Source organism: Rhizobium sp. L51/94 (assembly GCF_019355555.1).
Classification (GTDB): Bacteria; Pseudomonadota; Alphaproteobacteria; order Rhizobiales; family Rhizobiaceae; genus Rhizobium; species Rhizobium rhododendri.
The window spans coordinates 749,549-764,872 of the sequence record NZ_CP072142.1; the positions used below are offsets into that span (position 1 = coordinate 749,549).

The following is a 15,324-nucleotide window of genomic DNA, read 5'->3' on the forward strand; positions in this document are numbered from 1 at the left end:
TTTCACAAACTACAGTGGCCTTCCGGTTTCGCGTGGCGGTTTTTTGATTTGCAGACATGAGGCACTTGTCTTGGATACTCACACCACAACGGGTATATCCGAAAACGAAGTCTGGGCCGCATTTCTCATTCGCCAAGCCTTGGGGCGCGGCCGTAGCCGTCGAAGGCATAGCCGTTGAGGATCTGGCGCCCCTCAAAAAAACGTCGCTCAATTGCCGTCATGCCAGCCTCCTCGCAGATTAGTTGCCAGTTGGCGATGATTGCGGCGGTCTGATCATCGATAATCGTGCGAGCTTGCGCCTTTGATAGCAAAAACGACGGCGCGACAGCCAAGACGTTCATCAACTTCGCAGCGCGACTTCCTCCAGAGACAATCATTGCTTGATTGGCTTCTGGTGTTCCCCGGCGTTGCGGGGCGATATCATATGCGGGCGTCAAGTTGAGTGTCTTCCCATCCCAGAAGGCTGCATGATTTCTTGCATGGTCATCGGTGTTTCCAACGAGAATGTTGAAGCAAAGTCTCGAGAAAAGTTCGGTCAGGTTTTCCAATGGTTCGGAAAACCGAGCTCGAATGATCTCCGCGAGCATCTGATACGAGATATGATGGGCAGCGAGTTCATTCTCCTGTGTCCATGTCAGGGCGGAGACCATTGCACGCCTCTGCCATGATGTTTCGACGGAAATGCGGTCGAACCGTTCGACGAGAAGGACATCGCGATCCAAGACTCTATCTATTTCTACCGGCGCCACGGACATACCAGCACATGCTGCCAGGCGCATGGTTGCAAATTCCGCCTTGACCATCGCGAATGTGTCATTCGTGGCCGAGAATTTAGCGATCAGCTTCCTTGGTTTCCCCGCCTGGTGGTCACTGATGAGCGCCTTTGGGCGCGCACCGCCGATCGAGCTGCCATGAAGGATGACACGGTGCAAGCCTTCGGGGACCGGTTCCCCGGCTTCCACCTTATCGGCGAAACTCAGCAACTCCGTCAGCGTCGCATGGTCACCCTCGCGAGCAATGTGCTCCGTCGCGCTCTCCTGAAAATCCAGCGCACCGATTCTGTCTGAACCGGAATGGCGCATGAATGTCATCTCGCCAAAGGCGTCCTCGTCGATCGCGTCCTGCTTCAGTGCCAACAATTCATTGACTATAACGCGACGGCCCCATCGGTCAGGCAATGCGTCGCGCAGGGATGGTGCGAGAAAATGATCGGCCGGAGGTTCGATGACGCCCGCGCCGAGCGGCAGGTCGAGATCAAAAATGGCGATTGCCTTTTTTCTCTCCAGGTAGCTGCGACCATAGTTGAAGAAATAGCGATCCCTCTCACGGACTACGCGCCCCACGACGACTGGCTCGATTTCTCCCGGCAACCATATCCAGACGTAAAGTTCGCTGGGATCAGAAATCATCTTTCAGCTCCGGCTTTTGATATCGGACACGTGCTGGCAGAAGCTCGAGTTTTGTCTTAGTTTCCGAAAGCCGGGCTTTCGTCTCAAAGGGGCCTCCGAACAAGGCCAACCCGACCATCGTTGCTGCTTCGAAGATGTATCCGACTGCAACGGTTGGCTTGCCGGCTTCTATCGCGCGGATCGTCAGCCGCGAACATCCGGTTCGTTTGGCGAGATCGGCCTCTGTCCAGCCGCGAAGCTTTCGAGCTGCCTGAATCTCGGACGCAAGCAATTGCAACGCTGATCGACTCGTTAGCGAAAGTGACAAAAAGGAATTCGCATTCTCTGCCATGGCATACACAAGTGACGTTAATATCTACTTTAGGATATATCACATCGGAGAATAATGGCAAATATGCCGGCAGTTTTGTCTATTTTAGAAGCTATTGTAAACGACAATGTCTACTAAAATAGACAAACATTGAGATGGCGGTCAATGGGCGCCAAGACAGACGTGAATGTGGTGCATTTCGCTGAATTGCCAACCGAAGAACGTACATCGCGTGAGTACGGGACACCCCTGGACGAGAATTTCATACACCGCTTCTTGAAAGCAACCGCGGCCCCGGCCAAAAACCGACAATGTTTCAGTTGACATCCGTAGCTGCATACAAATCAAGCTGCGCCGTCGTCGCCAATCAAAGCAATCGGTGCAACTTTAACTGCCTGCAGCTCCTGTTAAGCCGGTTGCATCCCAACGTTGCACCATTAAGGGTTTACGCATAAATTGTAGTACAGATCAACGTATCCGGTGAACCGTATGAGTGCTTTTTTAAGGGCTTGTGGTTCATTCAAAGACATCGGCCACCTTGCATGTAATTGGCGGGTCGGATCGATTCTTTAGATTGCTGTACCACATCGAAAACTGCCCTAACGATATTACCTCGGCTGTCATCCAGACCGGCGGGTGTTCAGGATCGTCATATCTATTCTTATAATGGAGGATGAAAGTGTCCTTCGACCTACGCAGATCCTCAATTAGCTTCAAGAAGGCCTGAGCATATCGGTCTGCTCGGTGATAGAGGCCAGGATCAAGATAGCTGTGCGGCCCGTATTTCATCGCGACGTGATGCGCCCAACCGCCTCGCAAAGACACTTCGATTCTCTCGATCGCATCCATCACGAGTAGTCGAAGGCGCCTATCGAGAATGTGTAGCTCCAACACATCGTCGAAGGATGTTGTATATCAAAACCTATGTTCGCCAGTCGCGTGTGGGATACCCTCGAACGGAAGCCAGTAGTACCGTAGCGGGTAGTAGCTTATGTGCTGGAGCATGGGCTGCGTCGCCTAGATCCGGAACGGCCATTCCCCTTGCTTCGAGCCAGGCAATTTGATCGGGAATAGAAACGGATGGCTTTTAAAACTTCAACCATCTCATAGGCGGATTCGAAACCGCCAGAAAACAAAAAAACCGCTGGCGTGCGAAGTTTCGAAACCGAGGTTCCGTCCGAAGCGTAGCGGGTGTAGTTGATCATTGATATGGAGCACTCCCATTAAGAATGCAACAATGGCTGGGCAAAAAAGTACCCATTTTTGCCCGAACCGGACCAAGTCACGGATCAGAATCACGATTTTTTGGACATGCGGGCTCGCAAAAATTATGCATACCATTATCTCGGCAAATTCCGAGTTTTAACGACGTAAAGCATCGAAAGAGCCAGCGCCACGGGCGCACAAAAAGAAGAGCATTGGTAGGTACATAGCAATTCGCGCAGGTGACTTTCGGTTCGTATCCTATCAAGGCGAAAAGCTGTCTAACCTGTCGGCGACATCGCCGTCGAGACGCTCGACGAAGTCATGCGGGTGGGGCCGGGTTGTCAATACCTCGAGTCTCACGGTGCTCGGCGACGTTGAGCGGACGAGTTACGCCACAGCCAAGGCAGCACTTGTCAGCTTCACCCGGAGTTGGGCGCTGGAACTCGCTATGGACGGCATCACCGTCAATGCAATTTCGCCTGGACCCACGGAGACCGAATTGTTCCGTACAAATAACCCTATCGGAAGCAACGGTGAAGCGCGATACCTATCAGCGATTCCTATGGGCCGCTTCGGCAGGCCGAGGAAGTAGCCGGCGTGATCGGTTTCCTGCTCTCCGACGATGCCGCGTTCATCACCGGACAGACCTTGCATGTCGACGGCGGGGCTTCGATCGGGAGGTCAGCAATTTGGAACGTGCGGCCGGCGCTAAGACTGAAGCCAGGCCGATCACGGCGGATATCGCCAGGAGAAAATTCCCTATGACGACCGCCGAGGGATGGTCCCCTCGAAAGCAAAAGACGAAGAAGGTTGAGCCGTCTGTCGGATCGCTTATATTCACGTACGAGACCATCGCTGTTTGACAGGTCCAGGTACTTCAACACAGAGCCTTACGACTTGCCCTCCGAGATCGCCGCTCTATTTCCGGGAGCGGTTTATTGAAAGGACTTCAACGCCTGATGGTCTGTCATGACGGAAAAGAATATTGGGTGCCGCTCTAAATGTCCATGTCCAACACGAATTTCGCGGCCATCCTCAAGGGAATGCCTCAGCCATATCTGGTTCTCGACACCGACCTCATGATCGTCGGAGCCAGCGACGCATACCTGGCGCTGACAGACCGCAGCCTGGCCGATATCGTCGGTCAGAATATCCTGGTGGCATTCCCCGAAAACCCCGATGCCGAGGGAACTGTCGAACAGGGCCCCCTCGAAGTTTCTCTGCGCCACGTCATAGAGACCGGCAAGCCGCATGAGATGGCGGTCATCCAGTATGACATCCCCCAACCTGGCGGGCGATTCACGCAGAAGTTCTGGACCCCTGTCCACACTCCGGTCCTCGGTGACGACGGCGAGATCGAATACATCATCCAGAATCCCATGGACGTCACCGAGAGCGTCCTGAAGGCCAAGGAGGCTGACGCCGTCTTCGCGTAGCGCTCCACGCCGCCGACCACGCTAGTTGGGAATACGAACCGGAGACCGATATCTGGAGGCGCAGCCATTCGGTCGACGTGATCTTTGGTTTCGAGCCCGGCGAGGGCGGCCCCGTCGCGGCGCCGTTCTTTGCCAGGATGCACCCCGACGACCTGCTCTCCACGAAGAAGGTCGTCGCCGACGTGATGGAGTGCCCGGATAGAACGGCGATGAAGTTCGATTACCGTATCCTCCTGCCGTCCGGGGAAGTGCGGCACGTCACGTCGAGAGGCGAGGTTTTGCGGACCTCAACGGGAAAGGTACGCATGATCGGTGTCCTGATGGATGTCACCGCAGACCGTCTCAGAGAGGCCGAATTGAGCGCCGCCCTCGCCGCACAGGGGGAGCTGATCGAGCAGAAGGAACTTCTTCTCGCCGAGGTCAACCACCGCGTGAAGAACAGCCTTCAGCTGGTTATCAGCACATTGCGATTGCAGGCGCGAAAACTACGGGACCCTGCCACGAACGAAGCCTTCGCCCGGGCGATTTCGCGCGTCCGAGCCATCATATCCGTACACGAACGGCTCTATCGAAACCATAATTCGCTCAGCGTGGAAATGGCTGACCACTTGTCAAAGCTCTGCCTTGATCTCGTGGGCGACGGGCCCAGGGCGATCATCGTCGATGCCGACGCGTTGGAGCTGCCCACCGAACGCGCTATACCGATATCGGTCATCGTCAACGAGCTTCTGGCCGGGGCGTTGAGAGGGGCCGACGAGCAAAATCCGATTACCGTTTCACTGAAGACCACTGCCGAAGGTCGGATAGAACTAACGGTGTCGGGGTCGGACGTGGCCTCGCCAATGGGGTCCGACGAACTGGGGGGTAGACTGATAGCCACCATGGCTTCCCAGCTCGGCGGTGTTGTCGCAGAGGCCAATGCTCCTGATGGCTATCGCTTCATGCACAGGCGAGCCGCATCTTCGCTTCTACGCTGGCGCGATCCTCAAGACGGAAGACGATCTCCCTATCGGTACAGTATGCGTTCTCGGGTACGAGCCGATGGTCCTCGACGAGTTGCAGCAGGACACACTCCGTCTGCTCGCGCGGCAGGTCATGGCACAGCTTGAACTGCGTAAGGCCCTGCGGGAGAAATCGGAAGAGGCGGAGGTTCAACGCAGTTTGAGCGAACAAATGCTCGCACAAACGAGAGCCATGGCACAGGCGGAGGAAGAGCGAAAGTTTCTCACCGCCGAACTCAGTCATCGCATGAAGAACACGTTGTCGATGGTGCTGGCGATCGCTGCCCAGGCATTGAAAGACGTGACTGAGCGCGATGCGGTCGATGCGTTTACGGGTCGGCTTCAGGCGCTCAGCAGGGCACACGACGTGCTGCTTCGGGAGAATTGGTCGTCGGCCGAGATCGGTGACGTGATGCTCAGCGTGCTCACCCTTCACGCCGACGGGACGCGTCGGGACCTGGACGGCCCAAAGGTTACCCTTGGTCCCAAGGCTGGATTATCGCTCTCCCTTCTCCTCCACGAACTGGCCACCAACGCCATCAAGTACGGAGCTCTTTCGAACGGGTCGGGCCGGGTTTCTGTGAAGTGGTCGGTCGATGATCTTGACGGTGTCCCGACCCTGTCGATGGTTTGGACCGAAAGCGGCGGGCCGGAGATATCTGAGCCGATCAGGCGCGGGTTCGGCTCGAGGCTGATCCGCATGGGGATCGCGGGGACGGGACACGCCGAGAAGTCCTATCTCCCTTCGGGGTTCACGGCGACGTTCAGAGCGCCGATGGCAGCAGTACAAGATATCGGCTCGTAGTTCGGATAGGCCTCGACAATCAAAGGCCTGGCCACATGCCGCCATCAAGTCGCAGGTTCGCTCCCGTAATATAGCAGGCGCGTGGACTAACGAGGAAGGCGATGGCATCGGCGATCTCCTCAAGTGTTCCAACCCTTCCCATGGGGACTTGGGCAAACATCGGCAGCACTATTTTCTCGATTTCGGTCCATGGTGCGTCCAGCGCAAGGCCTTGCGCGGCGGCTACCTTGCGGAAGCCTTCGTCTAGCCTGCCGCTTTTAATTGTTCCGGGCGATACCGTGTTGGCTGTGATGCCATCCATCGCAACCTCCTTCGCCAAAGAGGCTGTCATCGCAATCCATCGCGGCCTTTGCGGCACCATAGTCGGGTCTTTTCGCAGGAGTCATCAATGCCGCCATGCTGGATATGTTGATAATTCTTCCCCATTGGGCAGCAGTCGAGCGGTCATCCTTACTGCCGATCGGAAATCGCCGTGTAACTTGATTTCCGCAGGCCAGCGCTCGCCGTTGATTACGTCTCGCGCGAGATCGGGAGCGTCGAGCGCGACGGTGGTCAGATGCCCCGTCCCGTCATAGACCTTGGCACATGCATCGGCGACAAGCGGATCAAAGTTTGTGGTCCATACGATTTTGGTGCGGCTTGCTCTCATGAAGGTCGCCAGAGCCATGTGGCCGTAAGACGGTTTTGCACCGGCGAGTTTGGCCGCGATGTACGTCCTGCGGTCGTTTTCGCTTGGATAGGCCGCTTCGAACAACGCCGCATATTCATCGGGAGCCCCTGTTGGTGGAAACCGATCGAGGCCGTCCATAAAGCTCTGCAATGAGCGACGGACCGCCGGATTTGCCAGGTCGGCTACGGTTTTTGGCGAGACGCGACGTTGACTTACATAAATTTGCTGTTTGAATTCCCAGATCATGTCCCAAGCCGTGGGAATACCGGCCGCGGCAGACGCTCCAGCCCCAAGTAGCCACATTAGGCCACCTGGCCGCATTGAAAATCGGCTTGCGAAGTCGTCGGCGGCGATAATCGGGTAAGAGCTGTCGGTCATTCCGCCTCCCAGACTTTGCGCCAGTCTGCGAACTCCGAGGGTCGGATCTGATAGCGCGCAAAATTGCCTTCATGCAGTCCCGTTACTTCGGCTTCGGTAATCTCGATGAAGCGCCGACGATCGGCGGGATCGACTTTCTCTGCCGCCCAAGCTGCGATGCGTTGGGCGATCTCCTTACGTCGGGTGCACCCTCGGATGAGGGTCGCGACGAGCTCGCGCAATTCGGCGCGATAGCGAAGCCTGAATGGATCGGGCTCGCCCAGCGATTGGCGAACAGCGGCATAGCGCGCAGCCGAGCGTTCATAGGCCCACAAGAAGAGGTCCTTGAGCAGATCCATCTGATTTAGCTCGTAAACACCGAGTGCCGCCTCTGTGTAGGCTTGCCGTGGTACGTCGTCAAAGGAGAGCGGCGAGAGGTTATGCTTGATAAACGGGATGTTCGCGGCAAGGCGGGAAACGCGCTTGTTCACATCGTCAAAGGGCTGAAGATAGGGCAATTGCACCATAACGAAAAATGCTTGCTCGAACGGGTCGGTGATGGCGTCGGCAGTGGCCAGGATCTGATCGAAATATTCCTCAATGAGCGGCGGCACTTCCAGAGGGTGGAACGCTGACCGCTCAATTCCGACCGCTATGTAGCGTAACCTTCCCACAGCTGATGGATCGACAAGCAGGTTATTGGCTAGCAGACCATGTAGATTGAGAATCGTGTAGCGGTTGAAGCCGATGTCATCGGCTGCGCTGACCAGGAACTCGATTGCGTCCTTGTGGTTGAGGATCATCTGCGCTTCGAGATGGGCTCGGCCCTCGGCTTCTTCACCGAGTTCAATGAGGCGCTTGGTGTCGAGCAGCGAATAGGTATTGCCCTCAAGCCGGCTCGAGTTCCAGGCAAGGTCGATCAGAAGCCTGCTCAAGATATGCTTGGCATAGGTTCCTGCTGGCTGCTCTGCGACCTGTAGCCGCCCGACCGACGTCAGATGGAGGCGCTCGGATTGGGTCAAATAAAAGGTAACGTTCGGGCGGTAGCTGTTGAGAAACTCGCGATTGTAACCGACCGGCTTACGGGCTTCGGACGGCTGTCGAACATAATCGCGCACTGATTTGGCTGCATCGGAAAGTGTAATGTCGAAAACCCTGTCCTCGCCAGGTGATGGAGGGGACGAAGCGTGGTCGGGCAGGCGATATTTTGCCCAGCGGCCTTCGCCCTCCATAATCAAGCGATCATCCGATACCAGCCGTTTCAGCCGGTATTGCAGGGTGCGTTGGGGGATAGGCGTTTGCAGAGCGCGAAGAATCTCTGATGCTGGAATAGCACCTGTGTGCTGGCTTACGATCTCTTCGATCGCAGCAAATGCGTCCTCAGGAATTTGGTTCGCCACGATTCGTTGCTTTTCTTGCGCCTAACGGAGTAGGCGCAAGAATGCCCAGATACGCGCAAATATCAAGTCTATGCGCAATCATAGTTGCGCTTATCCGGCGGAATCTTCGTTAGCATAACGTCATAAACCTGAAGCGCGTTGCGACCCTGTCCGTCACCGCCGTCGGTGAGAACATGATCGACTGCGCGTGTTGAGATGAAACGCATCCGCCAGCGTGGCCATAGGGCCGGACTGGCGACTCGCGCGAAAGCCTTCGTCCTTGCCGGCAAATGTCCCTGGCTCGGAAAATGTGGAAGCGTCGTTTCTCGTTTCGTCGCTAAAAACTCGGGCAGGCGGGGCAATAACGGCAAGGGGAGAACGCAGGCCTGGAGAAATGCTCTTGCGGTCGGTTGCGACTTTACGTGCTGACCCCATGCAGGTTTGGTTCTCAATGTCGCCGGAGGACCGAAGTTTATCCAAGGACGTTGTGCCGGCTTCATGTCTTTGGCTTCTCCATTTGTCCGTTTCGGTCGTGCGCTATCCCTCCAGAGTAAGAGGCGGCGTCTCACTTCGTGGACGTGGGAGGGCCGAGAGAGAGGCTTCCGGCACCCGTCCTGGAGTAGATCCTATGAACATTCAGGTACTGGACACCCCCCGTGATCAGAGTGGTGGCTTCAAGGTTGATCAGAGCCGTGGCCGACAGGTCGGTCGCGTCTCATCCGAATGGTATTCCCGCCCTCATGACGAGCGCTTCCTGTCGCTTGGCGAACTGGCTCGGATGGTGCGTGATCGTGCCGAACGCAGCCGGACCCGCGTTGTGCAAAGCGCGCTCATCCATGTCGAGGCGAGCCGCACCAATCCCGAGCGCCTGGAGTTGATCCTCCCCGGTGCAGACGCGCCCATCGCGCCGACGCACTGGAGTCTTGGACAGCTCGCTGCCCAGGTCGGTGCGCCGGCCGCCTATTTGCGCCAACTCCCCGCCGCGCTCGCCGGGATCAATCTGCAATACCGTCTGACCTCGCATCGGGCCGAGCAGATCAAGACGCTCGAAACCGATGGTGGTCGCGTCGAGCTGCGGGCGTCAACCGGTGTCGATTACGGTCGCATCTACGATCACGAACTCGTCGAAGCGGTTCAGCGCATCGCCTGCAATGGCACCGGTTACACGCGCTGGAAGGTGCCGGGTGTGCTCGACTGGTCGACCGGGATCTATAACCCGCGCGTCAATATCACCAAGGACACCACCACGCCTATGCCAGCGACCGCGACGTGTTCCTGTTCCTCGTCGACGATCTGAACCCCATCGAGGCTGGCGAGCTGCCCGGTGGGTCGCCCGACCTGTTCTTCCGAGGATTCTATGCCTGGAACAGCGAGGTTGGTGCCAAAACGCTCGGCATGGCGAGCTTCTACCTTCGAGCGGTCTGCCAGAACCGCAATCTATGGGGCGTGGAGGATTTCGAAGAGATCACCATCCGTCACAGCAAATATGCCGCCTCCCGTTTCGCCCATGAGGCCGCCCCGGCGCTGCAGAATTTCGCCAATTCCTCGCCAGTGCCTTTCGTCAACGGGATCAAGGCGGCGCGCAAACGGATCGTGGCGCGCCCACTGGCGTAGGCGGGCTTGGCGCAATCGTCGCCCTTCCTCTCGATGATTTTTTCAGACCGGACTTTGTCCTAGCGGCCCATAACGTTGAGATTGGCAGCACACGCTTGCGTTCGTAATTAACGTAGGGATCCCCGCCCGGATAATTGTCGCGTAACGCGGCAAAGAGCGCGCGGGAATCCGAGAAGAGCGCCCGAGACAGCGCGCGTGATGTGGCCCACATCGCGGCTACAACGTCGACGGACAATAAGGCGTAGGTATCGGTCATCAACTACCTGACGGAAGGTAGAGGCGGCAATCACCAAGGAAACACCTTTGAATTCTTTCCAATCGCAGCCCTCTTGCTGCCATGCTCCAGACCACAACCCCCAGTCCCCAAGATTTAATTTCGTACGAATTCCGATGCAATGTCTTCTCGTGCAATCGTCTAGGGCAAGCTTGGCGACTCGCGACCGCGAAATGAAGCTGGAATGTCGACAAACGGGAACCGTGGGCGATATTGTCGCTGTGGATTGCGTTTGCCAAGTTGTCGCTGAGGAAAAAGTACTTTAGAAAAGTAGCGGCAGCCCCGGCGGGGATAAGCGCAAACTGAGTTTGCGCGGGGCAGTAGACATTAGAGCTCGTGAGAAAACGCGCGTGTACGTGTCACTTTCACCACTAAGGTGTGCATGGGCGATGGGCAAAGAGCTACGACCCGTTGCCGAACATGATACTTTATATGGGAGTGTAGTCATGCGTATTGCCATCCTGGGAGCAGCTGGAATGCTCGGGCGAAGACTGACCGAGCGCCTTGCGGCCGAAGGAGAGCTTGCTGGAAAGGCCATCACGGCGTTTACCCTTCACGATATTGTGCCGGCGGCGCGTGTAAACGGTAACTTTGACGTCGATGTTCTGACGTCTGACTTTTCGGACCAAGGAGAGGCAGAGCGTATCCTGTTGTATCGTCCTGACGTGATCTTTCATCTTGCTGCGGTGGTATCGGGAGAGGCGGAAGCCGACCTCGAGAAAGGCTACCGGGTCAACTTAGAGGGGACCCGCGCGCTACTCAATGCCGTTCGCACGATCGGACAAGATTACCGACCGCGTTTCGTGTTCACATCCTCGATTGCGGTTTTCGGCGCACCACTTCCGGATGTCATTCCAGATGATTATCTCCCGCGTCCCCTATCAAGCTATGGCGCACAAAAGGCGATGGGGGAGCTTCTCGTCGCCGACTATGCCAGGCGCGGGATCATAGATGGCTTGAGTATACGCCTCCCGACGATTTGCGTGCGACCCGGTAAACCCAATAAGGCGGCGTCAAGTTTCTATTCGAGCATCATCCGCGAGCCCCTGAACGGCGAAGAAGCCGTCCTCCCCGTATCGCGCGACATTCGCCATTGGTTCGCTTCACCGCGGAAGGCGGTAGATTTCCTCATCAGGGCCGCAGAGGTTGCGGGCCCGGACCTCACTGTCCGGGCGTTGACGATGCCTGGCGTCTCAGCGTCGGTGGAAGACCAAATCGAAGCCTTGCGGAAGGTTGCCGGTGACGATGCAGTGGCCCTCATTCGCGAAGAGCCCGATCCGGCGATTCACATGATTGTCAGCTCCTGGCCCAAATCCTTTGACGCACGCCTCGCTCTGGATCTTGGCTTTGTCCCAGATGCCAGTTTCGATGAGATCGTTCAGATCTATTGCCGTGATGAACTCAAGTGCGGCTGACACACAGTGTTGGCCCTATCCGCATAGCAGAGGTACTTCGGCCGAGCCGCTTTGCTATAGACTTTGCCGCCAGAAATTACGAACGCAAAATCGTGATCCATGTATTCACTCCCAGCAGCTCCGGTATAATTTCTCTCCATATCGGCGATTTTCGGTTCCCCACGCTGTAAACCAAGACGTTCGGCTCAGGACATTTTAATTTGCTTGCGGCAGCATATTCTTTTCGGACCCAGATTTGGGTAGATAGCCAAGAGATTATAGCCTCTATCCTGACTATTCCTCGCGTGAAAAATGGCTCATTTTTCCGGTGTTAGGTAGCAACTGCCACCGACAATCTCATCGACTTCCTTGGGATCGTCTTAGAGCGTGCGAGCCGCTCCATGACCTGACCAACATGGCCGACAAGTAGTATTGTGGAATGCATGAGGCCGTGTCGGAATCCGTTCAAATGACGGAATGAGCGATAGCTCTTGTATTCGCCCAAAAGAACATATTTTTTCATAAAATCACCCTAAAGAGGAAATATAAGTTCATGTCAAAGAACTCCGCGTCGCTTGAGATCCTGACTGACGCGACATTGGTTGCGCTGGAGACGCTTGGCTCTCACCTGCGCATCGCCCGCGAGCGCAGAGGAGACAGTCTGAAGACTATGGCTACACGAATGGGGACTTCTATCCCCACGTTGCGCAGGATGGAGGCGGGCGATGCAAGGGTGTCTATAGGTGTTTATGCTGTGGCGCTTTGGATTTTTGGAAAGTCCGAAAAGCTTTCCGAGCTTCTCGAGCCTGGCGAGGACGAGTACGCCATAATGATCGACGTGAACCGGGCAAGCCGAAAGAGAGGGTAGCATGGGCGACTTCCGAGGAAATTCTCTTGCGGTCTGGTATCTTGAAAATCCGCTCGATCCGCGCCTTGTTGGGCAGGTGAAGCTTGAGGCGAGCAATCGGAGATGCCTTCTTGAACTGGATGACGAGTGGAGGCGTTCGGGATTTCCTCTGTCTCCAGACCTCACCCTTGACAAGAAGGTGCATGCACCATTGAAGGACATGGTGGCTCCTGGAGCAATCGAAGACGCCATGCCGGATCGCTGGGGTGAGCGCATGATCAGGGTCGTCTCGCGCCCATCGCGCATGAGTCCTCTCGACAAGCTCTGGTATGCGGGCGACCGGCGTTTTGGTGCGCTTGGGATGTCTTCCAGCTTCGACGAGTATCGCCCTGTCAACGAACAGCCACTGATGAGTGTGGATTCCCTCCAAGAGGCGGAGGCACTATTTGCACGCGTCCTTGAACGTGAACCTCTCACCGAACGTGAAAGGCAACTCATTGCGAGCGCCGGCAGCATGGGCGGTGCCCATCCCAAGATGCTAATCGAAGACGATGCAGGAGAGTGGATCGCCAAATTTCCGCGTGGCAGCAACGTGGATCAACTCCTTGTCGAGCATGCCTGCATGGAATTGGGCCGCCGAGCTGGCCTACATGTCGCGTCGTCACGGGTTATTCCCGGCGGGATCGACCATATTCTGATGGTTCGTCGGTTTGACCGTGTAGACGACCAGCGCGTGCATGCCGTTTCAGCGCGCACGCTGCTGTCTCCGGAGGCGGACGATAGTTATGCCACCATTGCTGCGATCATCCGGCGGCATGGCGTTCCCGACCGCATTCATTGCATGCAGCGTGAACTGTTCCGCAGAATGGCATTCAACATCATGATAGACAATACTGATGATCATACGAAGAACCATGCCTTTCTTCATGCCGAAGATGGATGGCTGCTGTCGCTGGCTTTCGACATTCCGACCCAGATGAACGGTCTCGGCCAGCAGGCGATCCAGATCTCCTCGAGTCCGAAGTTCCGGAACGACTTTAGCATCGCACACGCCGTGGCGGCAGCGCCGCACTTCGGCATGTCCAAAGAGGATGCCCGGCACGAATGGAACCAGATGGCCGGATGGATAGGAAGATGGCGTGACATCTTTTCAGAATGCGGTGTCACAGAGGGCGACATCGACTACCTTGGCGACATCTTGGATTCACCGGCGATACTCGAGCATCGCCGGGAGGCAATTGAGCCGTCGAATATCGGTTCATCTGATGATCCGGACGACGGATGTCGTCCCTAGGCTGGCGCTCTCGCGGGCTTCACTTGGTGGCATTTGCTACCTAATTTCGCATTTTTCGGCGTTCGCGATTGCCTTTACCAATGACAGGATTTTCCAGCGAACGTGCTCGTTGACAATCTGGGCAAAGGACTTGTTGAGATCGAGACCTTCGATAGTACCCACAAAATGGAATAATTCGTCTTTCTCGCTAAGCGGCTTTCCGATTATAGGCTCACTTACTTCGAAGAAATGAGACACGGGAACAGAGCTGGCTCGGGAAATCTGCACAGTGGGATAAGTGGAATTTTTGCCTGACTTCGGCTTAGATGTCGGGAACAGGAGAGACCATTACAAGACGACCGCGCCGGAACCATAGCCCGGCTTTCAAGGCAAAGGTGGCGCTCGCCGCCATCCGCAATCCGAGGCGAGCAGACGCTGGTGGAATTATCCCAACAGTTCGACGTGCACGCCACCCAAATCAAGCAGTGGAAAGACCAGCTCCTTGAGGGGGCGACAGGAGTTTTCGGTGATGAAGCTAAGGCGGAACCGGCGGGTCCAACCGGCGATGTCAAAACACTACACGCCAAGATCGGCGAGCTGACACTGGAGAACGATTTTTTTATCCGGTGCGCTTGGCAAGGCGGGATTGCTGGGCGGAAAGAAATGATCGACCGCGAGCACAAACTCTCCGTGTCACGCCAGGCAAAGCTTTTCGGCTTCAGCCGTGGCAGCGTCTATTATCGTTCTCGTCCGGTGTGTGACGGTGATCTGGCCCTTATGCGCCGGATCGACGAACTGCATCTCGATCACCCGTTTGCCGGAAGTCGGATGTTGCAAGGGCTCTTGAGAGGAGAAGGGCTGGAAGCTGGGCGGCTGCACATCGCCACGCTGATGAAGAAGATGGGCATCGAGGCGATCTATCGCCGCCCAAACTGCGGACAAAAGGTGAGCACCAGCGGCCGCACCAGTGACAATGATGCCCCAGAATGCCGGTCGGCAATCCTTCAAGGATCGCAGGCTCGGTCAAAGGCGGCGTGTCAGCAGGGTCGGATGCCTCGTTCGGTGTCGTCACCGAAGCCACTATCACATCAACATCGGCATCGCTGGCGAGTGAACCATGGTGCGTCACTTTATTGTGGCGGGCCCGATATCGGCGGCTGCGGGCTGCATGAGCAAAGCGGCCCTTCCGGCTCGTCTGATAACGCCTGGCGACATCCCGACGCCGCTCGGCACGGGCGACACGCGCGCAGCCTCCGGCGCAATAAATCTGTCCGCGGTCGCAGCATCGGCAGATCAGCACTTGTCCCCGGCAACGCTCGCACAGAAAAAAGCGTCCAGTATCGTGTTCA

Annotated in this window: 11 protein-coding genes and 4 pseudogenes; 9 read left to right on the top strand and 6 right to left on the bottom strand. The window is 56.5% G+C overall.

Going from position 1 to position 15,324, the window contains the following annotated elements:
- Positions 1–125: 125 nt before the first annotated feature.
- The 3 genes from J5274_RS21445 to J5274_RS29405 all read right to left on the bottom strand — a co-directional run bounded on the left by J5274_RS21445 (position 126) and on the right by J5274_RS29405 (position 2,613).
- Positions 126–1,409: a type II toxin-antitoxin system HipA family toxin gene (locus J5274_RS21445; RefSeq protein ID WP_219274979.1), complete on the bottom strand. Its 1,284-nt coding sequence runs from the start codon at positions 1,407–1,409 to the stop codon at positions 126–128.
- Positions 1,399–1,740 carry a helix-turn-helix domain-containing protein gene (locus J5274_RS21450; protein ID WP_209186906.1) on the bottom strand — a complete coding sequence of 114 codons (342 nt, stop codon included), beginning with the start codon at positions 1,738–1,740 and terminating at the stop codon, positions 1,399–1,401. Before J5274_RS21450 ends, J5274_RS21445 begins: the two co-directional genes overlap by 11 nt.
- A gap of 495 nt (positions 1,741–2,235) precedes the next feature.
- Positions 2,236–2,613, bottom strand: coding sequence for an Abi family protein (locus tag J5274_RS29405; protein WP_374113752.1), 378 nt, complete (start codon positions 2,611–2,613; stop codon positions 2,236–2,238).
- A 673-nt stretch (positions 2,614–3,286) separates the two neighbouring features.
- Here J5274_RS29405 and J5274_RS21460 point away from each other — a divergent pair.
- The 4 genes and pseudogenes from J5274_RS21460 (at position 3,287) to J5274_RS21475 (ending at position 6,167) form a co-directional block, all read left to right on the top strand.
- Positions 3,287–3,690: pseudogene (locus J5274_RS21460) on the top strand (SDR family oxidoreductase).
- Between the two features lie 236 nt (positions 3,691–3,926).
- Positions 3,927–4,361 carry a PAS domain-containing protein gene (locus J5274_RS21465; RefSeq protein WP_219274981.1) on the top strand — a complete coding sequence of 145 codons (435 nt, stop codon included), beginning with the start codon at positions 3,927–3,929 and terminating at the stop codon, positions 4,359–4,361.
- Between the two features lie 77 nt (positions 4,362–4,438).
- Entirely contained in the window at positions 4,439–5,470 is a 1,032-nt protein-coding gene (locus J5274_RS21470; protein ID WP_219274982.1) for a sensor histidine kinase, read from the top strand.
- Entirely contained in the window at positions 5,403–6,167 is a 765-nt protein-coding gene (locus J5274_RS21475; protein WP_219275700.1) for a sensor histidine kinase, read from the top strand. Before J5274_RS21470 ends, J5274_RS21475 begins: the two co-directional genes overlap by 68 nt.
- Positions 6,168–6,186: 19 nt before the next feature.
- Here J5274_RS21475 and J5274_RS21480 read toward each other — a convergent pair.
- From J5274_RS21480 to J5274_RS21490, 3 genes and pseudogenes are all read right to left on the bottom strand, one after another.
- Positions 6,187–6,601, bottom strand: a pseudogene (locus J5274_RS21480) (SDR family oxidoreductase); the annotation flags it as partial.
- Entirely contained in the window at positions 6,553–7,215 is a 663-nt protein-coding gene (locus tag J5274_RS21485) for a hypothetical protein (RefSeq protein WP_257625677.1), read from the bottom strand. The pseudogene J5274_RS21480 and the gene J5274_RS21485, both read right to left, overlap by 49 nt.
- Positions 7,212–8,594 carry a Fic family protein gene (locus tag J5274_RS21490; RefSeq protein ID WP_219259052.1) on the bottom strand — a complete coding sequence of 461 codons (1,383 nt, stop codon included), beginning with the start codon at positions 8,592–8,594 and terminating at the stop codon, positions 7,212–7,214. The genes J5274_RS21485 and J5274_RS21490 overlap by 4 nt, the downstream gene beginning before the upstream one ends.
- A gap of 607 nt (positions 8,595–9,201) precedes the next feature.
- On the opposite strand from J5274_RS21490, the pseudogene J5274_RS21495 reads away from it, so the two are divergent.
- The 5 genes and pseudogenes from J5274_RS21495 to J5274_RS21515 all read left to right on the top strand — a co-directional run.
- A pseudogene (locus J5274_RS21495) lies at positions 9,202–10,175 on the top strand (DUF932 domain-containing protein); the annotation flags it as partial.
- Positions 10,176–10,907: 732 nt separating this feature from the next.
- Positions 10,908–11,876: a D-erythronate dehydrogenase gene (gene denD / locus J5274_RS21500; protein ID WP_209188288.1), complete on the top strand. Its 969-nt coding sequence runs from the start codon at positions 10,908–10,910 to the stop codon at positions 11,874–11,876.
- A 532-nt stretch (positions 11,877–12,408) separates the two neighbouring features.
- The gene (locus J5274_RS21505) at positions 12,409–12,723 is read left to right on the top strand and encodes a helix-turn-helix transcriptional regulator (RefSeq protein WP_142832375.1); all 315 of its coding nucleotides are present in this window, start codon (positions 12,409–12,411) and stop codon (positions 12,721–12,723) included.
- Position 12,724: 1 nt separating this feature from the next.
- On the top strand, positions 12,725–13,996 hold the full coding sequence (locus J5274_RS21510) for a type II toxin-antitoxin system HipA family toxin (protein WP_209188287.1): 1,272 nt from the start codon (positions 12,725–12,727) through the stop codon (positions 13,994–13,996).
- 305 nt (positions 13,997–14,301) lie between these two features.
- Positions 14,302–14,908 (top strand): annotated as a pseudogene (locus J5274_RS21515) (IS3 family transposase); the annotation flags it as partial.
- Positions 14,909–15,324: the final 416 nt, after the last annotated feature.